26 protein-coding genes and 1 pseudogene are annotated in these 23,373 nt (G+C 60.1%); 20 read left to right on the top strand and 7 right to left on the bottom strand.

The features are described from left to right. Window positions 1–479: 479 nt before the first annotated feature. Complete coding sequence (locus tag NKJ58_RS30195; protein WP_245266724.1) at window positions 480–566, bottom strand: NUDIX domain-containing protein; 87 nt, start codon at window positions 564–566, stop codon at window positions 480–482. Between the two features lie 161 nt (window positions 567–727). Here NKJ58_RS30195 and NKJ58_RS30190 point away from each other — a divergent pair, with 161 nt between their 5' ends. The 3 genes from NKJ58_RS30190 (at window position 728) to NKJ58_RS30180 (ending at window position 2,330) form a co-directional block, all read left to right on the top strand. Next, window positions 728–1,222 (top strand): hypothetical protein, encoded by a 495-nt coding sequence (locus NKJ58_RS30190; protein WP_031213832.1) that lies wholly within the window; start codon window positions 728–730, stop codon window positions 1,220–1,222. A gap of 113 nt (window positions 1,223–1,335) precedes the next feature. Beyond that, a complete protein-coding gene (locus tag NKJ58_RS30185) occupies window positions 1,336–1,698 on the top strand; it encodes a hypothetical protein (protein ID WP_352854608.1) in 363 nt (120 codons plus the stop codon). A gap of 347 nt (window positions 1,699–2,045) precedes the next feature. Continuing rightward, window positions 2,046–2,330, top strand: a complete 285-nt coding sequence (locus tag NKJ58_RS30180) for a hypothetical protein (RefSeq protein WP_352854607.1) — start codon at window positions 2,046–2,048, stop codon at window positions 2,328–2,330. A gap of 385 nt (window positions 2,331–2,715) precedes the next feature. Here NKJ58_RS30180 and NKJ58_RS31580 read toward each other — a convergent pair. The 4 genes and pseudogenes from NKJ58_RS31580 to NKJ58_RS30160 form a co-directional block, all read right to left on the bottom strand. After that, a pseudogene (locus NKJ58_RS31580) lies at window positions 2,716–2,904 on the bottom strand (ABC transporter permease); the annotation flags it as partial. Window positions 2,905–3,168: 264 nt separating this feature from the next. After that, on the bottom strand, window positions 3,169–3,789 hold the full coding sequence (locus tag NKJ58_RS30170; RefSeq protein WP_502902361.1) for a nitrogen fixation protein NifQ: 621 nt from the start codon (window positions 3,787–3,789) through the stop codon (window positions 3,169–3,171). Between the two features lie 342 nt (window positions 3,790–4,131). Next, entirely contained in the window at window positions 4,132–4,323 is a 192-nt protein-coding gene (locus NKJ58_RS30165) for a ferredoxin (RefSeq protein ID WP_352752785.1), read from the bottom strand. A gap of 40 nt (window positions 4,324–4,363) precedes the next feature. Beyond that, window positions 4,364–5,581 carry a cytochrome P450 gene (locus tag NKJ58_RS30160; protein WP_352854606.1) on the bottom strand — a complete coding sequence of 406 codons (1,218 nt, stop codon included), beginning with the start codon at window positions 5,579–5,581 and terminating at the stop codon, window positions 4,364–4,366. 415 nt (window positions 5,582–5,996) lie between these two features. Here NKJ58_RS30160 and NKJ58_RS30155 point away from each other — a divergent pair, with 415 nt between their 5' ends. Beyond that, window positions 5,997–6,353, top strand: a complete 357-nt coding sequence (locus NKJ58_RS30155; RefSeq protein WP_352854605.1) for a hypothetical protein — start codon at window positions 5,997–5,999, stop codon at window positions 6,351–6,353. Between the two features lie 83 nt (window positions 6,354–6,436). Here the strand turns inward: NKJ58_RS30155 and NKJ58_RS30150 are convergent, their stop codons facing one another. Both NKJ58_RS30150 and hemP read right to left on the bottom strand, forming a co-directional pair. Next, window positions 6,437–7,519 carry a hemin-degrading factor gene (locus NKJ58_RS30150; RefSeq protein WP_352854604.1) on the bottom strand — a complete coding sequence of 361 codons (1,083 nt, stop codon included), beginning with the start codon at window positions 7,517–7,519 and terminating at the stop codon, window positions 6,437–6,439. A 30-nt stretch (window positions 7,520–7,549) separates the two neighbouring features. Continuing rightward, on the bottom strand, window positions 7,550–7,654 hold the full coding sequence (hemP, locus tag NKJ58_RS30145; RefSeq protein ID WP_352761077.1) for a hemin uptake protein HemP: 105 nt from the start codon (window positions 7,652–7,654) through the stop codon (window positions 7,550–7,552). Window positions 7,655–8,201: 547 nt separating this feature from the next. Between hemP and NKJ58_RS30140 the strand changes: the two genes are divergently transcribed. From NKJ58_RS30140 to NKJ58_RS30065, 16 genes are all read left to right on the top strand, one after another. Then, window positions 8,202–8,522 (top strand): iron-sulfur cluster assembly accessory protein, encoded by a 321-nt coding sequence (locus tag NKJ58_RS30140; protein ID WP_352601193.1) that lies wholly within the window; start codon window positions 8,202–8,204, stop codon window positions 8,520–8,522. A 427-nt stretch (window positions 8,523–8,949) separates the two neighbouring features. Continuing rightward, on the top strand, window positions 8,950–10,116 hold the full coding sequence (nifS, locus tag NKJ58_RS30135; protein ID WP_023806336.1) for a cysteine desulfurase NifS: 1,167 nt from the start codon (window positions 8,950–8,952) through the stop codon (window positions 10,114–10,116). 25 nt (window positions 10,117–10,141) lie between these two features. Further along, on the top strand, window positions 10,142–11,350 hold the full coding sequence (gene nifV, locus NKJ58_RS30130) for a homocitrate synthase (protein WP_353029472.1): 1,209 nt from the start codon (window positions 10,142–10,144) through the stop codon (window positions 11,348–11,350). Beyond that, window positions 11,347–11,727, top strand: a complete 381-nt coding sequence (gene nifW, locus NKJ58_RS30125) for a nitrogenase stabilizing/protective protein NifW (RefSeq protein ID WP_031195875.1) — start codon at window positions 11,347–11,349, stop codon at window positions 11,725–11,727. Before nifV ends, nifW begins: the two co-directional genes overlap by 4 nt. Before the next feature lie 185 nt (window positions 11,728–11,912). Next, window positions 11,913–12,764 (top strand): electron transfer flavoprotein subunit beta/FixA family protein, encoded by an 852-nt coding sequence (locus NKJ58_RS30120; RefSeq protein WP_023672212.1) that lies wholly within the window; start codon window positions 11,913–11,915, stop codon window positions 12,762–12,764. A gap of 17 nt (window positions 12,765–12,781) precedes the next feature. Beyond that, entirely contained in the window at window positions 12,782–13,891 is a 1,110-nt protein-coding gene (locus NKJ58_RS30115; protein ID WP_352854602.1) for an electron transfer flavoprotein subunit alpha/FixB family protein, read from the top strand. A gap of 10 nt (window positions 13,892–13,901) precedes the next feature. Next, on the top strand, window positions 13,902–15,209 hold the full coding sequence (locus NKJ58_RS30110) for an FAD-binding protein (RefSeq protein ID WP_023712672.1): 1,308 nt from the start codon (window positions 13,902–13,904) through the stop codon (window positions 15,207–15,209). Window positions 15,210–15,220: 11 nt separating this feature from the next. Continuing rightward, window positions 15,221–15,520 (top strand): ferredoxin family protein, encoded by a 300-nt coding sequence (locus NKJ58_RS30105; protein WP_023806340.1) that lies wholly within the window; start codon window positions 15,221–15,223, stop codon window positions 15,518–15,520. A 51-nt stretch (window positions 15,521–15,571) separates the two neighbouring features. Then, entirely contained in the window at window positions 15,572–15,886 is a 315-nt protein-coding gene (locus NKJ58_RS30100; protein WP_023672216.1) for a hypothetical protein, read from the top strand. A gap of 373 nt (window positions 15,887–16,259) precedes the next feature. Continuing rightward, a complete protein-coding gene (nifB, locus tag NKJ58_RS30095; RefSeq protein WP_352854600.1) occupies window positions 16,260–17,738 on the top strand; it encodes a nitrogenase cofactor biosynthesis protein NifB in 1,479 nt (492 codons plus the stop codon). A gap of 31 nt (window positions 17,739–17,769) precedes the next feature. Next, window positions 17,770–17,964, top strand: a complete 195-nt coding sequence (locus NKJ58_RS30090; protein WP_023672218.1) for a 4Fe-4S dicluster domain-containing protein — start codon at window positions 17,770–17,772, stop codon at window positions 17,962–17,964. A gap of 98 nt (window positions 17,965–18,062) precedes the next feature. Continuing rightward, window positions 18,063–18,383, top strand: a complete 321-nt coding sequence (locus NKJ58_RS30085) for a nitrogen fixation protein NifZ (RefSeq protein ID WP_023672219.1) — start codon at window positions 18,063–18,065, stop codon at window positions 18,381–18,383. Continuing rightward, complete coding sequence (nifT, locus tag NKJ58_RS30080) at window positions 18,380–18,592, top strand: putative nitrogen fixation protein NifT (RefSeq protein ID WP_023672220.1); 213 nt, start codon at window positions 18,380–18,382, stop codon at window positions 18,590–18,592. The genes NKJ58_RS30085 and nifT overlap by 4 nt, the downstream gene beginning before the upstream one ends. 32 nt (window positions 18,593–18,624) lie before the next feature. Next, the gene (locus tag NKJ58_RS30075; protein ID WP_031196864.1) at window positions 18,625–19,518 is read left to right on the top strand and encodes an SIR2 family NAD-dependent protein deacylase; all 894 of its coding nucleotides are present in this window, start codon (window positions 18,625–18,627) and stop codon (window positions 19,516–19,518) included. 85 nt (window positions 19,519–19,603) lie between these two features. Next, window positions 19,604–21,472, top strand: a complete 1,869-nt coding sequence (locus NKJ58_RS30070) for an ABC transporter ATP-binding protein (protein WP_031196866.1) — start codon at window positions 19,604–19,606, stop codon at window positions 21,470–21,472. Next, entirely contained in the window at window positions 21,472–23,364 is a 1,893-nt protein-coding gene (locus NKJ58_RS30065) for an ABC transporter ATP-binding protein (RefSeq protein ID WP_023727113.1), read from the top strand. Before NKJ58_RS30070 ends, NKJ58_RS30065 begins: the two co-directional genes overlap by 1 nt. Window positions 23,365–23,373: the final 9 nt, after the last annotated feature.

Below are 23,373 nucleotides of genomic sequence, written 5' to 3'. Positions count from 1 at the left end.
GGATGATCTGCGCGAGCACAAGAAGCTCGCTCTACGCCAAGCCGCATGACCAGTTTCATGATCGCCCATTTTGCAGAACTTGACGCACACAACCCCGGAATGGCTGCTTGTCCGCCTCCAAAGCGAATCTCACCGCCTCCTCCACCCTCTCATGTGCATCATCTGCAATCGCCCAGAGTGTCGGGTTGAGAGCGTGTCTTTGCCTAGCATCCTCCAACAAGAGATCGACCATGCGCGGCAAGTCGGCAATAGTGGCGGCTCTGATAATAGCAGGCATATCGTTCCCACGTCGCAATGCGGATTACGCCAATCCTGTTGGCGGCGCCACGGCACCGAGCACCAAGAGACTCAAAGCTGCCTTAGCTGCTCTCGCAAATGAACTCCCGCTCGGCTGTGGAACTATCGGCCCGTATCAGGAAGAATCGCTCCTCGGCGATGACATGTTCGCCGTCGGGCAAATGAAGCACAAATTCTCGCTCTCACACCTGGGGCGCGACGCGATCCACAAGGATTCCGGTTTCCTCGCGCAGTTCGCGGATTGCGGCCTGTTCGAACGTCTCCCCCATGCTGCAAGCCTCCACCGGGCGTCGCCCAGTAGCTCTGCCCCGCGAGCGCGCCTTTAGATTGTGCTTACTCGAGAGAGACTTGCCCTCCGCGACCGAAGGCGGCATCTTCGCTGACCATGGGAGACGGTGCAGCCAAAAAGCCGAAGGTATATGGATCGGGAATGACGCCGTTCGGCGTCTTTCTTTTCGCCCAAACGTATCGGGCGAACGCTGATGCTCTTGCCTTGGTCTCCCCCCAAATTCGGCCGAGCATTTCCGATCATCCTCGCAGATTCCTCTACTTTCAAGCGTTAGAGCACTACCTGCGAAGCTTCCTCCTTCTCCAAGGAAAAACACCGGCTGACATCCGGGGCTATCAGCATCATTTCTTGGACATGCTGGACGAAGGAAGACACCTCGGGTTGGAGATGCCGAGCGAGGTAGAAGACTTCATCCGCTCGCGCACGGTCGCGAACGAATACACGCAGATCCGATACGACTACAAGCTTGACAAGGACGGGCCGCGTAGGACTGCGCGAACCATGGAGCGATTGCGGCTGGTGGTTTGGGAGATAGAGAAAGCCGTCGGTCTGGCTATCCGGAAGACGGGCATCGAGGCTGTGTATGGTGAACGACCATCGGCAAGTCCACTAAACGGATCGTTTGCCAAAGCATGAGGAGACCATTTCGGCTTCGGCACTGGCAACTCCCGCAGACCCACGGCGGCGCCAGGTTTTGTACGGCTGCCCGACCAGGTCGAACAGGGAACGAGGCGTCGGCCTCGGCAAAAGTGTCCGATCAGCAGATTATCGATTGGCTTCACGGCTTGCCTCTAGCATGCCGGGTCATTATTTCGGTGCTTGGCACAAAGCCCAAAGGTCATATGAGTGAATGGTCGTTCTACTCGTTCGACAAAAAGGGCTTCAGCTTCCAAAACTGGTTAGATGAGAATGCACCTGGGTACATCGTCTTAGAGCGACCAACATTCGATTTTACCCCCGTACCGGTCGAGATCTGCCAACAGATATTGAGCGACGTCCAGAAGTACGAGTCTAACTTTGGCTACATTCCAGTGATCATGGATTCGGGTGGGGTGGGCAGGACTGGTCAGGTGTGCCGGTGGATGAAAGCTGTGGAACGAAGCGACAGCTAACCCTGGCTTCATAGCCTAGGTTTGTAGCGCTCTTGACTGCCTGATCGCGCCGGATAAATTCCATGCCGTGCCTTGAGAGAAGCGGCCCTGGGCATCTTGACTAAGCCGCGTGATAACCGACGATGGGGGAGCCCTTACGTCGTAGACAACGAGCAGCACGGCTGCCCAACAAAACTCCTTGAACACATCAACTGGCCCGCTGACCTGCTCACGCAGTCGGCGGCCGAACGAACACGTTTGGAGATGGAGTCATGCGGATACAGAGTGGCTATTAGTGGGCGATTAGCATTCGGCAGGAGGATGATCGGCCCGAGATCATCGACGTAGGTTCTTATTCCTTTGGCCAAATGGCCAATCGTGTTGGGGATGCCGATCCATTCGACTTGATAGAATTCGAGCTACTGCAATGGCTTGATGCCAGCCTCTGGCCAACGGAGGGCGCCGTCGATCCATCGACAGTTCGCGAGGGCTATTGGTGGGCGCTTGACCCGGCAGAGAACGCATATCAGATCGTCTTGGTGGGCAAAGATAGAGCAGTTCGAACCTTCAATGGCGATTTCGATAGCTGTCTGGACGAGTTCGAATTTCTGATGCCTCTGGATCTCATCCCCACGGCTCGCTCCGATCACTAGGGCCTGTCGCCGCCACGTTGGCTGCTTGCGCGTCACCCCGAACCTTGGTCATGTCGCCTCCTGATCCGTTACGCGATAGGCTCCATGGCCAACCTTGATGAGTAGGCGCTCGTTACACATCCGAATGAAATAGCAACGAGCTGAACGGTGCGCGGACAGAGGCAATTCTGCCGATGCGGCTATCTGAACCCCTTGATATCAGCGCATCAACTCGGTTGAAGCAAAACGAGATCTAATCGCATTAACTCACCGCGAATGGTCCGTTAGCAGACTATTTCAACAACAGCGCTGTATTGGCGGTAGCCCTCTCCCGACTCGAACCCCCGAATAAGCGGTTCGATCGTGCTTGCATCACTGTATGTCCAGGGCCGTCAACTTCCTTCATGAGCGCGCGAAATTCAGCTGGAGGCGCAAGGCAGAAAGTGCGAAAAGCTTCCAGGAACCCCAGCGCGCGCGCCGCCGGAACCTGGCCGAGAATGATGGCGGAGCCGGCAGCAACGAAATTGATGGCGACGCCGGAGACAATCTGGCCGCCCCAATGGGTGATCGAGGCGAAACTGTGCACCAGCGCGAACAATGACGGCGGTGAACCGCGGCCGCCCAGGCGCCGCAACCGCCAGGCAGGCGAGCAGCAACGGCCCGGAGAACACCAGTTGCTCGGCGGCGATGGTGCGGGTCGCATCCCGCACCGCCATCATGACGGCGCCCGCCGAAGTGAGCATGGCGACTAATCGGACAGCAGGCACAGCATTCAATCCCCGAAGGCGTCAGTCTACGTTCGTAAGAGACATATGGCGCGGCGCGAGCGCTGCGGCTGTACGACAGACGAAAGCGGTTCTCAATCCGAGGCGATGCCGTTCTTGATCCGTGTGAGGCGGCTTTCGCCTTCCTCCGGGCCGAAGCAGCTTTTGACATCATTGCATTCCCGGCAACTGGGCGCGCTGCACAGCGAAAAACCTTCGGCCTCGCAGAGCTTGCGGTAGAAGTATTTCTTCCATTTCATGTTTTGGGTGTTGCCGGCCGCCAGCGTCGGAAAATGCGAGGCGAGCAGGCGGCCGAGCTCGGTCCGATTAAAAAGGCCAAGCTCCTGCCAGAGGTGGTCATTGCGCATGGCACGCCGGGCGATGACCCTGGCGAAGCGGGCGCTCGCCTTGTCGCCCGGCCGGGCATGCGCCAGCAGCAGTCCGTGCAGAAGTTCTTCCTCCAGATCCGGCTCGGGCTCGCTCACCTCTTTCAAGGCAAACGCGTTGATAGGAATAGCAGGGAAACAGCGGGCCAGGACATCGCGCAGCTCGGCGCGCGAGAGTCCGGTTGCCTCCGTCGCAGTCGCCTCGCCGGCCTCGATCTCCTCGAGCGCCCGTGAGAGCACACAGGCAAGTACATGCTGGTCGAACCTCCTCTCCAGCTCGATCTGCGGCCATTGGCCGGTGCTGAGCCGGGCATAATATTGGGCAAATATGGTGCGTTCTCCTGCTTTCGTCCTATCAAATCATGCAGAGATCCGGCCTGCCGCAACATGGGTCGGGCAGTTCTTCGGGTATACGCAGTCGCGGATCGCCTCGCGGTCGAGTAGTTCGGCAATTTTCGTCTGGTCCACTCGGCTCTGTCGCAAATTCTGTGATTGGAAGGAGGCGTTTCGCGAACCCCGGGCCCTGCCGTTTGCGCCTCACGGGGAACACAGGCGCCGGAAATGCCCCCGCGGGGTGGGACGTGAACCGTGCGGGACAGAGGTCGCGTGCTGAGTGCGGCCACATGGTTCAAGCCGCCAGACTCACGGTTGAATGACGTCTGATTCAGAGCGTCAGCGAGTGAGTTCCAGCGCACGTTCAGGACAGGATCGCGCGCCTCGCGATGCAGGCAGTTCCTCCCCTTCCGCAACTTCAATGTCACCAGGCAGGACATAGCCCTCGTCATCAAGCTTGAAGATGTCCGGCGCTTGCGCCGCGCATCGCGCGTGACCCTGGCATTTGGCCTTTTGGACGATGATGCGCATGGCGCTGCCTCCATTGTCTGTGCCCCGGCTCGGGGCGGGCCTAAGACCAGTCCAGAATCAAATTTTCGATCCCGAACACATGGCCGCCAGAAGTTATCGGCGCCGTACCCTGCTTGATCCTGAAAGCCGGGACGCGCGCCAGCCACTCCTCCAGGCCAATGACAATCTCCCGCCGGGCAAGGTGTGAGCCAAGGCAACGGTGGGGACCATAACCAAAGGCGGCGTGGCGGTTGTCCTCCCGCTCTAAATCAATCGTGTTGGGGCATTCGAATTCCGCCGGGTCACGATTGGCAATCATCGTGGCGCAGGAAACATAGTCCCCCTTCCGGATCGGCGCGCCTTCGAAGTCGATATCTTTCGTGGCCACGCGGATCAACTGAATGGGCGGATAGGCCCGCAGTAATTCTTCGGTTGCGAGCGGGATGCGGTCCGGTTCGCTCCGCAGCAATTGCTGATCTTTGAGGTTGCGTGCGAGGTACGCCAAGTCAAAGCCTATAGCTGCTGCGACCGTGTCGAGCCCAGCGACGAAGACAAGCACGCCGATGCCGCGGACTTGGGTGTCCGTCAGCCGGCGGCCCTCGACCTGTGCCTGCACGATAAAGGTCATGAAATCGTCAACCGCCTCGTCGCGGCGCATCGCTGCAAGTTCGTCGATGAATGCCACGATCGTCCGGGCAGCCACAGGTCGTTCCTTATCGTCGCCGTGGAGCAGATCTTTCCCCCAGCCGACGAATGTATCGAGTCGGTCATCAGGCAACCCCAGAAAGCGAAGAAAGGTGCTCACCGCGAAAGGAAAGGCAAAATCCTTCATCACGTCGCAGCTTGTGCCCGACGCGGCGATCCTTTCGATCAGCTCGACCGCCCGTTCGCGGACAGCCGGTTCCAAAGCCAACACCCGCTTTGGCGAAAGCAGCGGATTGAGCAGTGAGCGAAAGACGCCATGGGCCGGTGGATCGAGCTCAAGCGGGATCGTCGGCCAGTTTTCACCCAGTATGGAGGAGAAGATGCTGCGATGGCTGGAAAAAGTCTCTGCGTCCTGCAGCACCCTACGCTGGTCCGCGGCACGGGTGATGACCCAGGTACCCCGGCCATCTTGAGTGTTGTAGCGGGAGTAAAAGATCGGAGGCCCGTCATGTACGCAAGCGACAGCTGCGTGTGGATCCCCGTCGGGTGTTGGTGGCATCCCTGGCGATGTAAACAGGCTGAAGTCCCTCACCATTTCGGGCGGGACATGATCTGGAACGGGGTTGGTCGCCATCTTGCTTTCTCTACATTGGCGTTCATGGCTCGATTGAGATTGCACCGCTGTTGATAAAATCGGTTTCCAGCATGAGCACGTCTCTTGTCGGGCGCGTTCGAGATCTGTCGCCCGATCAGCCCACTGCCAGCGCGATGAGATCGGTTGCGAAGTCAATCCGAAGGGCATCTCCGCCGCGCTGCGGTCAGAAGCAAAGCCGCCGCTTATCCCGTTATGGTTGAGAGGCGATCAATCACCGCTGAGCTCCGTGACGCACTGCTGACACCCCGCTGGCCAAATTGTCAAAGCAAGTCGCGTGCCGGATAGGCGTACCCCTGGCCTGCACCAAGCGACGCCAGCCTGAACTGGGCCGCCGCCGCTAAGTTGATGATCACCTGTCCATCATTCTTAGGACAACGTCCGACAACCGACATCCGTGGTCGGTTTTGTCGAGTCCGCGACATCGGGCTGTTCGGCTTGGCTGCTGCTGCACAGCCTTCCGGTCGACGAACGTGGAGATCGCCTCGCACGGCCCGGATTGAGCAACGATGCGATCCAGCGCAAGGATCGGGTGCGATCCGACAAGACCCGACGGCGTTTGATCGGAAATATCAACAAGGTCGAGCCGCGCTTCGGTTCGGCGCTGATGGCGTATTTTATCGCTCGCAGGCGCTGCAACGATTTTCGGTCAGACGGCGATGCACTCGTGCGCAGCAGTCCGGCCCGCGACGAGCTTGACTGTATCGATGCGGTCAATTTCCGGCGTGCACACCCAACCGTCCGTATGCGCTGATGAAGGCAAGCCTTTCCGCACATGGACCTAAATTCCTCGCGAGCCGCTGTCGGAACGTGCTGCCGAGTCCTATGGCGGCCGGTTCAATCCGAGGGCCTGTCGGCACTCTCCACATCCGGACCGGGAACACATGGCAGACTCTCGGCCAGAAACCGCCAGTCGCTGCCCTCGCGTTCGCCTTCCTTGCGCCTGCCGAAGAACTGGATGATCATCTCGCCGTCCGCGCCATACGCTTCAATGGACGTCACGTGACCGTCCCTCGTCGGCTTGCGCACGGCCCAGACCTCGCGGATGCGATGGGTCCTAAGATGCAGATGGAAGGTCTCGTCGAGCACATTGATCCGCGGCCCGATCTGCTTGACCGACTTGATCGGGCCGGAATGGATCTGGATGCAACCACGATTGCCGACAAAGCACATGATCGGCATCTCGTCTTCGGCCGCCTGTTGGAACAGGGCGCCAACGGCATCATTGTCGAGCAGCCAGGCGTTATCCTCGTCGGCCGTACGCATAGCCTGGCAGCGGCTGAGCTTCAGTGTCTTCAACATATGGTAGAACTGATGCACGTCGCTTAGCCGGCCCCAGTGCTCGCGTAGGTCGTCGACCGTGGCGGCGTGGTCTGGACTCACTGCGTTATCGCGCGCCCCGCTCGCCTCGAGCGATATGATCGGCTCCTGATCGGAGGATACAAGCTCTGCCGTCAGATCCTGATAGGCCTGCAGGTTCGAGGCGGGCCTGAGATGAGCTTTGTGCATCGCCTCGCCGGTGGCATCAAAGAATTGCAGGCTGCGGCGGATCTCGGCTCCCTCGCGCTTCTCGACGGCGAAGCCATACGCCCACGCTTTCGGGAAGATGCGCAGGTCGATCCCGTCGCCGAGCAATATGGCATGCTGGTTGCCGGTGACCACTTTGCCGTACACGCCGATCTTTTGGTGCACGGCACTTTCGTTGCTGGTGACCGCCATCACCTCGCCGACCGCTTCGAGGCCGGTCAGCAGATCATCGACGCGCGGCTCGATGCGCACCGCGCCATGACCACAATGCGCCGCGACCAACTCGACTTCCGAAATGCCCAATCGAGCGGCGAGATCATGCTCCCGGATTTTCGGATTGTCTTTGCACGCCCGCCGGATTTCGTCGGGCGACGGTTTCTCGCGTTGGTCCATGCTTACCCCTGTTTCTACGACGTGTGAGGATCATCTGCCCTGCCCGGGTATCTTCAGCCGATAAGGCGCGCCGAAATGGTCGATCCTGATCTGCTGCTGGCCCATGAACAAGGTGTCGCTGGACAGCGTGCGCACGGCGTCGCACCCGCGCGAAAACCGGCGAGCAGGCACATGCCAATGGCATCCCATCGAGCCGGTCGGCCGCTACTGGGCGGTGGGTGAGCGAGTGTGGGTGTTGTCGCAATCGGCCAAGCGGGCATTCGGATGCCACGGGCGGCGCGGCTTTGCCAAACAACGCGTGTCTGACCCGGTCCTGACATGTTGCTCCCCTGCTTCGCCCCATCCATCGCGCGGGCACCCACGGCATGGTTGTGGATCGGCATGCTCTTGCCGTCTCGCCAAACGGAGCTTCAAAAACCGTGCCAATTGCGCCGAAGCAAGCTCAGAAGAAGTTCTGTACTTGGTGATGTGAGTTCAACCGGGAACTCAGGCCCAACATCCCTGGTGGCGGGACCGGACAAACCGACAGTACGTGTCGGTTTGCCGACGCCTTCGCTGCAATGCACTCACAAGAAGCACGGCAGTGTCAGAGATGCCGCGCTGTGTTGAAACGTTTTTTCGCTTTGGCACGGTGCATGCGGCGTGATGCGCAAGCCGGTCCTGGACTGAGGAGAATGGAGCCATGATTACGCTCACCGACAACGCCGTTGCCGCCTTCAAGACTGCTCTTTCCCGCGCCAGCGAGCCGGCGGAAGGCTTTCGCATCATGGTCGAGGCCGGCGGCTGCGCCGGCTTCAAATACTTAATGGGCCTGGAGAGCGTGTCGCGCGAGGGCGACGCGATCACTGACACCGATGGGATCAAGCTGTTCGTGGACACGGGCTCCCAACCCCATGTAGCCGGCATGACCGTCGACTTCCTCACCGGGCTCGAATCTTCCGGTTTTGTCTTCGATAACCCCAATGCGCGCGAAAAGTGCGGCTGCGGCAAGTCCTTCAGTTAAACGCCCGAAGCGCCTGTACGGCCGACAGACTGATTTTGCGCAGAGGAGACTTATATGGCCGGCACAACAGATGTCCCCGTCCTAAAAAACAAGACAAGGTCAAAGCCGATCTCGGGACCGCCATTCGCTCCCAGTAGGATTCAAAGAACGTCGCCTCCCGAAGCAGCTCGGTTCCTGGTGGCACCCGAGCTGCTTGCGGACAAATCGCGCCGCTGCCAAATTCGGCTCATCGGTAGCGTTATCGCGTTCGCGCGTCCTGGCCTGCGGCCACTGCGAACATGTCCATATCGACGGAGATCCGGTTTACGTCAAACACTCCGGGCGCCTGCGCGCGCTGCCAGTTCAAATGATCATCAACGGCATGCGCCAGAGGCTCAACGAGTCGGTCTAGCGCTCGCGTCATTCTGTTTAACTGAGGATCGCACCTATGAAGCCTGTCTACCTCGACAACAACGCAACCACACGGGTCGATCCTGAGGTCGTGCAAGCGATGTTGCCGTTCTTTAGGGATCAATTCGGCAACCCTTCGTCGGCACACGCTCTTGGCGCCTCAGTCAGTGCGGCGGTGAGAAAGGCGCGGAGGCAGTTGCAAGCGCTGATCGGCGCGGAGTTCGAGGATGAGATCACTTTCACCTCGGGTGGGACAGAAAGCGACAATGCAGCGCTTCTTTCAGCGCTCGAGGCGGCGCCCAACCGAACCGAGATTGTCACGTCCGCGGTCGAGCATCCCGCCGTGCTGACGCTCTGCGCGCATCTTGAGAAGACCCGCCGCCTCAAGGTGCACAGGATCCCGGTGGATTGCCGTGGTCGGCTCGATCTCGACGCCTATATGGCCGCCCTCACCCCACAGGTTGCAATCGTATCAATAATGTGGGCGAACAACGAGACTGGTGTGATCTTCCCCGTGGCAAGGCTTTCCGAGTTGGCCAAGGAAGTGGGCGCCCTATTCCATACCGATGCTGTGCAGGCGGTCGGCAAGCTTCCGATGGACCTGAAGTCGACCGCAATCGACATGCTGTCGCTCTCCGGCCACAAGCTGCACGGGCCGAAAGGGATCGGTGCGCTTTTCGTAAAACGTGGCGTCGATTTCCATTCGCTGATCAAGGGGGGTCACCAAGAACACAACCGGCGTGCTGGCACCGAGAATACGCCCGGCATAGCCGGGCTCGGCACGGCGGCCGAACTCGCCTTGAAATTCATGGACGACGAGACCACACGGGTAAAGTCGCTCCGCGATCGCCTGGAGGGCGGGATCCTCCAGCGCATCCCAAGCACCTGTGTCACTGGTGATCCCTTGCAACGATTGCCCAACACCGCAAACATCTCCTTCGAACATGTCGAAAGTGATGGAATTCCACTTCTCCTCAGCCGCATTGGCATCGCGTGTTCCTCTGGCTCGGCCTGCACCTCCGGCTCTCTGGAACCAAGCCATGTCCTAAGCGCGATGAAAACGCCACACGCGGCAGTCCGCTTCTCCTTGGCGCGGGACAACAGCGAAGAGGACATCGACCGGGTGCTCGAGGTCATGCCGGGAATCGTGGGGAAGCTGCGCAGCTTTTCCGGTTCTGGGCCGGGTAATCCGGTCTATGCGTGAGCCGCAGAAGAACAGGCTATCTGTCATGACCCCTCATGTCTCCCTCAACGATACGACCTTGCGCGATGGCGAGCAGGCGCCGGGCGTCGCCTTCACCACGACGGAAAAGCTGGAGATCGCTGAGTCTCTTGCGGCGGCCGGCGTGACAGAGATCGAGATCGGCACGCCGGTCATGGGCGTCGACGAGATTGAAACAATTCGCGCCGTGGTAGCGCGGCGTCTTCCGGTTCGGCTCATGGCCTGGTGCCGGATGACGTCGTTGGATCTCGATGCAGCGATCGAGAGCGGCGTCCAAGCGGTCAATTTGTCGCTGCCTGCGTCGGACATCCAACTTGCCGCCAAGCTCGGCCTCGACAAGGCGGGAGCGCTCCAGGTCATCGATCATATGGTCAGGCGCGCCGCCGCCGCCGGCTTCTTCGTCGCGGTGGGCTGCGAGGATGCCTCGCGGGCCAATCGGGATCACCTCGCCCGCGTCATCGAGACGGCCGCACGCGCCGGCGCAAGCCGCGTGAGGCTGGCCGACACAGTCGGTGTTCTCGACCCGTTTTCGACCTTCGAACTTGTCGCCCAGCTCGTGGTGCAGTCTCCAATCGACCTTGAATTTCATGCGCACAACGATCTCGGACTTGCTGGCGCCAACACGCTGGCGGCGATCCGCGCAGGCGCGCGCCATGCCTCCGTCACCGTCCTGGGGCTCGGCGAGCGTGCGGGCAATGCCGCGCTGGAGGAGGTGGCCGCCGCAATGGCGGTCTTCGACGGCGCAGACACAGGCATTGAGCTGACCGCATTGCCCGGCGTCGCCGCCCAGGTGGCTTGGGCCGCCCGCCGGCAGACCGCAGCCACTAAGCCGGTCGTCGGCGCCGATGTTTTCACCCACGAATCCGGCATTCACGTCGCAGGGCTGCTGAAGGACTCGCGTACTTATCAGGGGCTCGATCCGACTCTCGTGGGCCGCTGCCGGCGGATCGTCATCGGCAAGCATTCCGGCGCGACTGCGATTGCCCATGTGCTGAGCGAAAGCGGTCGCGATCTCGACCCGGATCTGGCAGCCGCGATGGTGGCCCGCGTCCGGCGCGAGGCGGTCGAGACCAAATCGACTGTCACTGCAACTCGACTGGTCGAGCTCTACGATGGAATGTGCAGCGAGGCATCCCTCATCGAGCTGTGCGGGGCCAAGTCAGCCGTGCGCGAGCGCACAGAGGCCACAGTTTTGCGACCAGGAAGAATGCAATGAATTGTTCCGCTGACAGCCGCCCCATGGATGTCACCGACATCCTCGCACGACTGAAGCGCTTGTCGGCTGCAGAGGAATTCTTCTCAGCCCTAGGCGTCGCCTATGACCCGAAGGTACTGAATGTCTCGCGGCTCCATATCATGAAGCGTGTGGGCCAATACCTCGCCGAAGAAGATTTCTCCGGTCTGCCCGACCAGGTGATTGCCGCGAGGGTGCGCGCGACGCTCGAACGCGCTTACGAGGATTTTGCGATTTCCTCGCCGCTCACGCATCGGATCTTCAAGGTTCTCAAGGACCACGATCCGAACAAACCTGCCGCGCCGGGTCACACCTTTGTTCCGTTCGACTCGGTACTGAAGCGGTTCGGACGGGAATGATCGGCGACAAGGGTGCGACGCGACAATGTCGAGCAGCCGCCAAATCAGGTCATCACCACAGCGCCGTCAGAAGCAACCAGCCGAAGTTGTAGGAAAGGGGGAGCGCAAGAGACTTGGCACGAATAATGCGGATCAAGGAGATAACCGCAATGCCGCACCCGGACAGGAGCCTAGAGAAACCGCCAATGCACATCGTAATCTGCATCAAGCAGGTGCCGGACTCGGCACAGATAAGGGTCCATCCGGTCACGAACACGATCATGCGCCAGGGTGTTCCGACCATCATCAACCCTTACGACCTGTTCGCCCTCGAAGAAGCGCTCAGACTGCGCGACGCACATGGCGGCGAAGTCACTGTGCTCACTATGGGTCCGCCCATGGCAGAGGACGCGCTGCGCAAGGCGCTCGGTTACGGCGCCGACCGAGCGGTGCTCTTGACCGACCGCTATTTTGCCGGCTCCGACACGCTGGCAACCTCGTTTGCCCTTTCCCAGGCAATCGCGAAGATTGGCGAGACGTTCGGCACGCCAGACCTCGTCTTCACCGGCAAGCAGACGATCGATGGCGATACCGCCCAGGTCGGGCCCGGCATCGCCAAGCGCCTCGGACTCCTGCAACTGACCTATGTCGCGAAGATCCCTTCTGTCGACCTTGCTGCACGCGAGATCAAGGTCGAGCGCCGCTCCGAAGGCGGCACACAGATGCTGAAGAGCAGGCTCCCTTGCCTCATCACCATGCTGGAAGGCACAAACGAGATCCGCCGGGGCTCGATCCAGGACGCCTTGTGCGCCGCGCGCAGCCAGGTCTTGAAATGGAGCGCGGCCGACGCCGGCATTGAGGATCTCACCAAATGCGGCCTGCGCGGTTCACCGACGGTCGTCAAACGTGTTTTCGCCCCTCCTGCTCGAGCTGAAAAGGCGGCACAAATCGACACCGCCGAGAAGGCCTTGCGCGATGTCGCTGACGAACTCATCACCGCAATCTTCACCCGCCAGCCGGCGCTGGAACATGAGCTCGCCTTTAACGGCGGCGCGTGACGGCAAGGAGCAAAACGATGTCGACCGCGAACGGAGAAACCCCTCGCCCTGCCGCCGGCCGCGCCGGCATAAAGAAGGAATTGCCCGCCCATTTCAAGGACTATCGGCACGTTTGGGTTTTCATCGAGCTCGAACGTGGCGAGGTCCATCCGGTATCATTCGAACTGCTCGGCGAAGGCCGCAACTTAGCAGACAAGCTTCAGGTCCAGCTTGCAGGCGTCGTGCTTGGACCGCCGGGAGAGGCCGTCGGGAGCGCCGTTGCCGAAGCATTCGCGTATGGCGCTGACCTTGTCTACATCGCCGAGGCGCCCCTGCTCGCCGACTATCGGAATGAACCTTTCACCAAGGCGCTGACGGATCTGGTCGATACCCACAAACCCGAAATCCTTCTTCTCGGTGCCACCACACTGGGCAGGGATCTTGCCGGCTCCGTGGCGACGACCTTGCAGACGGGGCTCACGGCCGACTGCACCGAACTCGATGTGGATACCGACAGTTCGCTCGCCGCCACGCGCCCGACTTTCGGCGGTTCCTTGTTGTGCACGATCTATACGCTCAATTTCCGCCCGCAGATGGCGACCGTGCGGCCGAGGGTCATGCCCATGCCGCAGCGGACGGATAAACCGGTCGGGCGTGTCATCCGGCACAAGCTTTCGCTTGCCGAGGACGAGATCGCTACCAAAGTCCTCGGCTTCCTGCCGGACAATCAGTCGGCGAAGGCAAACCTTGCCTATGCCGACGTCGTGGTTGCGGGAGGCCTTGGTCTTGGCGCGGCGGAGAACCTGCAGCTTGTGAAGAACCTCGCACGAGCAATCGGCGCCGAGCACGGCTGTTCGCGTCCGTTGGTCCAGAAGAGCTGGATGCCAGCTGATCGGCAGATCGGCCAAACTGGCAAGACGATCCGGCCGAAGCTTTACATAGCGGCCGGGATTTCCGGCGCCGTCCAGCATCGGGTTGGCGTGGAGGGGGCGGATCTCATCGTGGCCATCAACACCGACCCGAACGCGCCGATTTTCGATTTCGCTCACCTCGGAATCGTCACCGACGCGATCCGCTTCCTGCCCGCACTGACGGAAGCCTTCACCCGGCGGCTGTCGCCCCACAGTCGCGATAAGCTTTCGAGCTAAGGGGATGGACATGATCGAGGAAAACTTCGACGCCATTGTTGTTGGGGCAGGCATGTCCGGAAACGCAGCTGCTTACACCATGGCCAGCCATGGCCTGAAGGTGCTGCAGTTGGAGCGGGGTGAATATCCGGGCTCCAAGAATGTCCAGGGTGCCATCATGTACGCGAACATGCTGGAGAAGATCATCCCGGATTTCCGGGATGATGCGCCTCTCGAGCGGCATTTGGTTGAACAGCGGCTTTGGGTGATGGACGACACATCCCATACTGGGATTCACTATAGGTCGGACGACTTCAATGAGGCGAAGCCCAACCGGTACACGATCATCCGTGCCCAGTTCGATAAATGGTTTTCGCGTAAGGTGCGCGCGGCCGGCGCGACCGTTCTGTGCGAGACGACCGTGACGGAACTCATCCGTGATGCCAATGACAGGGTGATCGGCGTCCGCACAGACCGGGCGGGCGGAGCCATCTACGCGGACGTGGTCGTTCTCGCAGAAGGTGTCTGCGGACTGCTTGGCACTCGAGCCGGCCTGCGCGAGATGCCAAAGCCGCAAACCGTGGCCCTCGCCGTCAAGGAAATGCATTTCTTGCCCGAAGAGGTCATTGAGCAGCGGTTCGGCGTAAAGGGCGATGAGGGCTGCGTGATCGAGGCGGTGGGCACGACCTCCCGCAGCATGGCCGGGCTCGGCTTCCTCTATACCAACAAGGAGTCCATCTCACTGGGCATTGGCTGCCTCGTCTCCGATTTTGCCGCGATGGTCGAGAGCCCCTACGTTCTCCTTGATGCCTTGAAGAGCCATCCTTCGATCCGGCCGCTGATCGCCGGCTCGGAAGTGAAAGAATATTCCGCACACCTCATTCCCGAAGGCGGCTACAAGGCTATTCCGCAGCTCTTTGGCGATGGTTGGGTCGTGGTCGGCGATGCCGCGCAACTGAACAACGCCATTCACCGCGAGGGTTCGAACCTCGCCATGACCTCCGGCCGCATTGCGGCTGAGGCAATCGTCGAGGTCAAGAGCCGCAACGGTCCGATGAACAAACGGAATCTCGCCCTTTACAAAGCCATGCTGGACAAGTCCTTCGTGGTCAAGGACCTGAGGAAATACAAAGACATGCCGGCCTTGCTCCACACCAATTCATGCAATTATTTCACGACTTATCCGCGGTTGATGTCGCAAGCTGCGCAGAACTTCATGCGTGTCGACGGCACGCCGAAGATCGAGAAGGAAAAGGCGACCACGGCGGCCTTCATCAAGGCGCGCTCGCGCTGGGGGCTGGTCAGCGACGCGGTCCGCCTTGCATTGGCGTGGCGCTGAGGGGAGACGAAATGACCAGCGCAGCGACGAAGTCACGTGTCGAGGACAAGCTTTACCAGAACCGCTACTTGGTGGATTCCGGCCGCCCGCACATCAAAGTGCGACCGCACCAGAAGCCGAGCGCGAATTTGCTCGCGCTGACCCACGTCTGCCCGGCGAAATGTTATGAGTTGAACGACAAGGGTCAAGTGGAGATCACTGCCGACGGCTGCATGGAGTGCGGCACCTGCCGGATTTTGTGCGGGACGACTGGTGAGATCGAGTGGAACTATCCACGCGGCGGTTTCGGAATCCTCTTTAAATTCGGATGACCGGCGCACGCATTCCCTAAGCAGATACCGCGCTCAGGGACTCTACGATATGTGAAGGTGCTGACCGCGCCAAGCGAGCTGGAGATTACGCTCGCCATACGCTGGGCAATTGTCGTGAACGTCCTGCCCACGTTTCTGCAGACGGGTGATGGAGAAGTCGTCGTCTGGACGCTGAAGGAGAGCCGGAGATTGCCGCCACTGCCGGCAACGCCCACGCACCTCAATCAGGCACTCGCCGCCTCATACCACAGGCTGTACCAGATCGAGCGGATTGCGGCTGCCGGCCAGTCGCATCGGCGCCTCCGCAGCAAGGTATCTCCCCTTACGGCCGGCGTCCGAACCATGCCGCTTGTCGCCCGCATCTGACGGAACGCTAGTGGCTGATCGACGCGATTGACAAGGCCGGTTGGGTTTTGCCAGGGCGGCTCGTATCCCTGGCCTCACGCCCTGGATAATCGGCTACGCCCTGCGCCGGCATGGTATCAAGGTTAAGAAATTCGGGACGTCGTGATGACGTCAAGCGTAAGCAGCCCGGAGTGGTCTCGCTCACACTCTGCGCGTCCGAGGCTGCTAGCCTCGCGACCCTATTTGCCTGTCCACTGTCGTAAGCCCGACAGGTGTGTCGGAGCAATCCGAAGGAATGTGACACGGGAAGCCTATTCATGAACCGAAACAGCTCTTTGGGCTGGCATAGCTCTTGCGCTTTGAACTGCGACATCACGCAGCAACGGAGCCGTTCATGTCTGCACCGGCAATTTCGCTTGAGAGCCTCAGCACGACATTCGGTGACCAGTTGCTTGGCATCATGAAACTCGGGGGCTGCGCGTCTTCGTCCTGCGGCTCGTCGACAAAGCCCGACGACACGGATCCGGCTGTCTGGGAGAAGATCAAGGATCACCCCTGCTTTTCAGAAGAGGCGCATCACTATTTCGCGCGTATGCACGTCGCGGTCGCGCCGGGCTGCAACATCCAGTGCAACTACTGCAATCGCAAATATGACTGCGCCAACGAAAGCCGGCCTGGGGTGGCCTCTGAAAAGCTGACGCCCGATCAGGCGCTACGCAAGGTGATCGCGGTCGCCAATGAGGTGCCGCAGCTTTCCGTGCTCGGCATCGCCGGACCGGGCGACGCCTGCTACGACTGGAAGAAGACGAAGGCGACCTTCGCCAGGGTCGCCAGGGAAATCCCAGACATCAAGTTTTGCATATCCACGAATGGGCTGGCGCTGCCCGACCATGTCGATGAGCTTGCTGACATGAATGTCGATCACGTGACGATCACGATCAACATGGTCGACCCTGAGGTCGGTGCAAAGATCTATCCTTGGATCTTTCACGATCATCGCCGCTACGTCGGCATTGAAGCCACCCGGATCCTGCACCAGCGGCAGATGTTGGGCCTGGAGATGCTGACCGCGCGGGGCATCCTCACCAAAATCAACTCGGTGGTGATCCCGGGCGTGAATGATGAGCATCTGATCGAGGTGAATAGATGGATTAAGGAGCGAGGCGCGTTCCTGCACAACCTTATGCCGCTGATTTCGGACCCGGCCCACGGCACGCACTACGGTCTGAGCGGGCAGCGCGGCCCAAACGCAATGGAGATGAAGGCTCTTCAGGATCGTGTCGAAAACGGCGCCCAGTTGATGCGCCACTGCCGGCAGTGCCGGGCAGATGCCGTGGGCCTGCTCGGAGAAGATCGTGGCCAGGAATTCACAGTCGACCGGATTCCCGGCGAGGTCACCTACGATGCCAGCAAACGCAAGGCCTATCGGGAGCTGGTCGCGGAGGAGCGCCGTGATCACGTCGAGGCTAGGAGAGAAGCGATCGGATTGGTCAAGGCAGCGAGCCCCGGCAAGTCCCTTCTCTTCGCGGTGGCGACCAAGGGCGGCGGCCGCGTCAATGAGCATTTCGGCCATGCGAAAGAATTCCAGGTTTATCAAGCCTCGCTGAAAGGGATCAGCTTCGTCGGGCATCGGAAGGTGGACAAGTATTGCCTTGGCGGCTGGGGCGCAGAAGCCGCCCTCGATGGCGTCATCGCAGCGCTTCAAGGCATAGATATCGTGCTGTGCGCCAAGATTGGAAATTGCCCGCAGGATCAGCTCGCGGAGGCTGGAATCAGAGCCACCGACGCCTGTGCCCATGACTATATCGAGACAGCAATCAGCGCGATTTACATCGCCGCATCTGGGACCCCCACACTCGCGGCGACGGCCTGAGCTGTCTCATTCATTCGGACCAGGAGTTAAAATGGCTTTCAAGATCATCGCATCCCAATGCACCCAATGCGGCGCCTGCGAATTCGAATGTCCTTCCGGCGCGATCAAGTTCAAAGGCGAGAGCTACGTGATCGAGTCACAGAAGTGCACCGAATGCGAGGGGGTCTTCGATGCGCAGCAATGTGCCTCGGTATGTCCGGTGCCGAAGACCTGCGTTCCTGCGTAACGGACATTGGACTGCCGACATGGTTGGGGGCTGCCTACGCAGGACGCCTGGAACGCCTTGTTCGCAATCTCAGCCGCAAGAGAAATCAGGGAACGGACATGTCGCTCGGACGCGAAGAGGAGATCGAAATCCGCAGGCCTCCACGATTCATGCCGGGAGAGCGGGTACGTGCCACTCGCCACATAAAGAATGACGGCACCTATCCTGGCAGGGAGATCGGCGAAAATCTCGTGCGGAAGGGGGACGAGGGATATGTGCGCGACATTGGCACCTTTCTCCAGCAGTTCTTCATCTATGCGGTCGAGTGGATCGACCGTGGCACCGTAGTCGGTATGCGAGCGCGTGAACTGATGAGCCTCGACGAGGCCGAGGCGCCCTGCAGTGCTGAAAGCAATACCAATGAAGGGACGGCCAGATGAAAGTCATGATCCGCAGGACCGATGCTGGTTTGTCAGCGTATGTCCCCAAAAAGGACCTCGAAGAGCCGATCATCAAACTCGAGAAGGAAGAGTTGTGGGGCGGAACGGTCACGCTCAGGAACGGGTGGCGGCTCCTCCTACCCGATCTCCCACATGATACGCGTCTGCCGATCACCGTCGAGGCAAGGAAGATTTCCGAAGAGGGCTGATGCTGCCCCTGGGTGCGTCGCGAGGAAACGAGATGAACACGATCCTGACATCGGGCCACCTCGTCATTGTGCGGGACAGTTTTGCTGAAAAGCTGCTTGACCTGGCGAAGGAAGCGCTCGCCGCCGATGAGGTGATCCCCTATCTCGGTCCGGGTCTTCTTGAGTTGAACTGTGTGGAACCGCCTGTGCCGCATACCCCGGAGGTTGTTGCCGCGGCACTCAATGCACGGGCTCCAGCCCCTTCCAGGATCCGCACCAATATGTGGTCGGTTGCACAGTTCATCGAACAGCGCCGGCATCGCCGGACGCTTCAAGCTTGGATGACCGACATATTCGCAGCGCCGGTGGGGCCGACCCCCTTCCACGCCTGGCTCGCAAGGCTGCCACTCTCCCTCATCATCGACAGTTGGTATGACAGCGCGATGCGCACGGCTCTGGTAGAGACCGGCCGAACGGACGTCGTTGAGATACAAGGCGTCACGCGCGCGAATGAAATCGGCAACATTTGGACGAAAACCTACGATTTGTCCGGGAGGGAGCTCGACCCCCGATTGGGGGCCAAGACGGTTCTCTATTCACCTCACGGGAGTATTACGCCCGCGCAAAACTTTCTCGTCGCAGATTCCGACTACGTCGAAGTCCTGTCCGAAATTGATATCCAGACACCGATCCCAGACGCTGTGAAGGAACGGCGCATCACCCGTGGATTTTTCTTCGTTGGCTGCCGCTTCAACGATCAGATGCTGCGCACCTACGCTAGACAGATCATGAAGCGCTCCCGCGGTCCCTATTGCACCGTAATGGACGCCGAAACCCTGACCAGAAACGAAGCGCGTTTCCTTGCGGCAAGCGGAATCACGGTGATCGACATGCCACTAAGTCAAGCGGCGGCTCGGCTTGTGGGAACGGGCACGGCTGCAAGTTGAGGACGGGATTAACAATGGCGGATGCCTTTGATGATGTCTGCTTCGGCTTTCGTCGAAGGCGCAAAATGCAGTCGGGAATACACCCGTGAACAGTGATGCTGCCAGTAGCGCAACGAACGCACTGAATTCGTTGACCCATGTTGAAGCGGCGCGCTGGGGCCGGGATTTGAGTACGCTGTTGCGCATCACGCGTATGAATCTGCGCCATCCGTGGCAGGTTGCCCTCGCTATGGGCTCGACGATCATGGCGGCAATCCTCCAGTTGCTCATTCCCCAGCTTCTCGGCCGGGCTGTCGACCAGACCCAGACAGCTATCGGGGGCGGCGTCGCGGGGGCCGCGGCAGGACAAGCGCTCTGGGCCCCGGCTCTCCTGCTGCTCGCCGTCAGCGCGCTACGCGGCGTTTTCACCATGGCGCAGAACTATTTTGCCGAAGCCGTCGGGCATCATGTCGCGTACGAATTGCGGCTCGCCTACTACGACAAGATCCAGCGTCTCAGCTTTTCCTTTCACGACCGGGTCCATTCAGGCGATCTGATAACCGCCGGAATGCTCGATCTCGAAGGCGTGCGGATGTATTTTTCCACCGGGCTTATGCGGGTGCTCCTGCTGACGATGCTGATCGGGATTGGCGCTTACATGATGATCTCGACCGATCCCATGCTCGGCTTGGCCGCGCTCAGCTTCGTGCCTTTTGTCGCTTGGCGCTCATCGACCACACAGCTTAGGCTGCGCGCCACCTGGCTCGACCTCTATGAGCGCCTTTCGGTACTAAGCCGCGTGATGAAGGAAAATCTCGCAGGTATCCGCGTGGTCCGCGCTTTTGCGGCTCAATCCTATGAGATGCTGAAGTTCGACGGCGCTTCCAAGAACGCGCTCGACCTCGCCAACGATCTCGTTGACATCTACGTACCCAACACGTCGGCGATGACCTTGTCCTACTTTTTCGCAATGGGATTGGTGCTTGGGATCGGTGGCAACAAGCTCGTCGCTGGCGAGATCAGCGTCGGAACCATGGCGACCTTCCTGACCTTCATGACCATGCTGCAAATGCCAGTCCGCCAGATCGGTCTCATGGTCAATGCGTTTGCCCGCGCTTCTAGCTGCGGTTCGCGGCTTTTCGGTCTCCTCGATCAGGAGATCACCATCAGGGATGCTCTCGAGGCCAGACCGCTTGAGATAAGTGACGGCACTCTGCGCTTCCACAATGTCTCATTTGCCTACCCCGACGCCGAAAACCGCGCCATTCTGAAGAACCTCAGCTTTGAGGCCCGGAGAGGCGAGACGATCGCGATCGTCGGTCCGCCGGGTTCCGGCAAATCGACGATGGCTCATCTGGTCCCCCGCTTTTACGACGTGACCGGTGGCGCCATCACGTTGGACGGCCAGGACATACGCAATGTCACCCTCGAGAGCCTTCGCAAGGCGGTCGCGGTTGTACAGCAGGATGCGTTCCTATTCACCACAACGATCGAGAACAACATCGCTTATGGCGATCCCTGGGCGAAGAGACAGCGAATTGAACGCGCTGGAGAATTCGCCCAGCTCCACGACTACATCCTCGGGCTCCCGGCAGGGTATGAGACGGTCGTGGGCGAACGCGGCGTTTCTCTCTCTGGCGGCCAGCGCCAGCGTCTCACGATTGCTCGCACCATGATGCTGCGCCCCTCCGTCATCATTTTCGACGACTCGATGGCCGCGATCGATGCCGGCACCGAGCTGCGCATTCGCGCGGCGATGCGGCGCTTCGCAAAGGATCGGGTGACGATCATCATCGCGCACCGGCTGAGTGCGCTTAAGCATGCCGATCAAATCCTTTTTGTCGATAACGGCGAAATCGTAGAACGCGGCACGCATGAAGAGCTTCTGGCGAAGCGGGGACGCTACAGGGCCCTTTACGATCTCCAGACGTGCCCGGGTGATAGCATTATTAGCCAGGATGGGGGCGCCCGCTGATGGACCAGGGCCGCGGCGAACTCGAAGCCGAACCTGACGACGGGAGACGCCCTCCGCGCGCGGTCGTCGGCTCGCACCGGATCGAGGAGGAGATGTTCGGCCGGGCTTTCGACAAGAGCATCCTCCGTCGCATCTGGGGCTTCGTCCATCCCTACCGGGCAAAGGTAGTTGTCACGATTGTCGCGATGCTGATCTTCACCGGGACGCAGCTTCTCATCCCCTTGATCATCCGCTACGCGATCGACCTCGGCATGAACCCGGCAAGGCCCGATCGCTCAGCCCAGCTTGCGGCCGTCGGCGCGTTCCTTTCGGCGATTTTGGTCAATTTCGCCGCCGGCTACATGCAGGAAGCCTTGGATGGGAAAATGGCCGAAACTGTCCTGTTCGACATCCGCCGCGCCATGTTTGGCCATCTGCAAAAGGTTTCGCTCTCTTTCATGGACAAGACCGAGGTCGGACGCCTGATGTCGCGCCTGCAAGGCGACGTTAACTCCATACAGGAGTTCCTGGAAACCTCGGTATATTCCCTAGGCGATGTTGCGCTTCTCTTCGGCATCGTTTTCGTAATGCTGTGGCTCGACTTTCGCCTCGGCCTCCTGACGCTATCGGTTCTGCCGATCCTGGTGATCGTCCGCATTGTCTGGTTGCCGCGTGCCCGCGACGCCTTCATGGCTGCACACGAAACCAATTCCGTCGTCAATGGCGCGCTGGCCGAAGCCATTCACGGCGTGCGGACCATACAGTCAATGGACCGCCAGCAGGTGAATTTCAGTCTTTTTGACGATCGGGCCCATGCCAACCTCAGGACCCACCTGATCGCTGCCAGATATGCACTGGTCATGGTGCCCATCGTCGATGGCATCACCGGCCTCGCCTTGGCCGCCGTTATTGTGGTCGGCGGCTCGATGGTCATGAATAGCCGTATAGATGTGGGCGTGTTGGTAGCCTACCTATTTTACATCCAGCGCTTCTTTGACCCGATCCGCTCACTCACCCTGCAATATTCGGTCATGCAGCGCGCCATGGCCTCAGGCAAGCGCCTGACGGATGTGCTCGACGTCAAGATCGATGTTAAGGACAAACCCAATGCCGAGGTGCTTTCGCCCGAAATGGACGGCTCGGTCGAGTTTAGGGACGTCACCTTCGGCTACGATCCGAACCGTTCGGTTCTGAAAAATGTCTCGTTCAAGGTCAATCCGGGCGAGACGGTCGCACTAGTCGGACCGAGCGGTTCTGGCAAATCGAGTGCGATGGCCCTGGTCCACCGCTTCTATGATGTTCAGCAGGGTCAGGTGCTGGTCGGCGGACATGATGTACGCGACCTCACCCAGGAATCGCTCGGCCGCCAGGTCGCCATGGTGCTGCAGGAGCCATTCCTGTTCACCGGGACGGTCTTCGAGAACATTCGATACCAGAAGACGGAAGCCACGCGCGACAAGGTGATCGAGGCGGCCAAGGCTGTCGGCGCGCATGACTTCGTCATGAGCCTCGCCGACGGGTATGAGACCCAACTTGGCGAACGCGGCGACAACTTATCTCTCGGCCAGCGCCAGCTTATCAGTTTCGCCCGCGCCCTCGTCGCTGACGCCAAGATCCTCGTGCTCGACGAAGCTACCGCCAACATCGACAGCTACACGGAATTGCAGATTCAGAAGGCTCTGATCAAGCTGCTTGAAGGGCGGACTGGCCTCGTCATCGCCCACCGTCTCGCCACGGTCCGGGGGGCCGACCGCATCATCGTGCTTCAGAATGGCCAAGTTATTGCGACTGGCAACCACGATGAGTTAATAGCCATGGGCGGCCTGTATTCCAAACTCTACTATCTCAACTACGCCTCCTTCGACGACCTTCCCGAACACGATACCACCGTCCAAGCTGGCTCTCAGACCTGACATCTTGGC

The sequence above is a fragment of the Mesorhizobium sp. M0139 genome (assembly GCF_040322455.1).
Lineage (GTDB): Bacteria > Pseudomonadota > Alphaproteobacteria > Rhizobiales > Rhizobiaceae > Mesorhizobium.
This window is presented reverse-complemented; position numbering and strand designations above follow the sequence as displayed.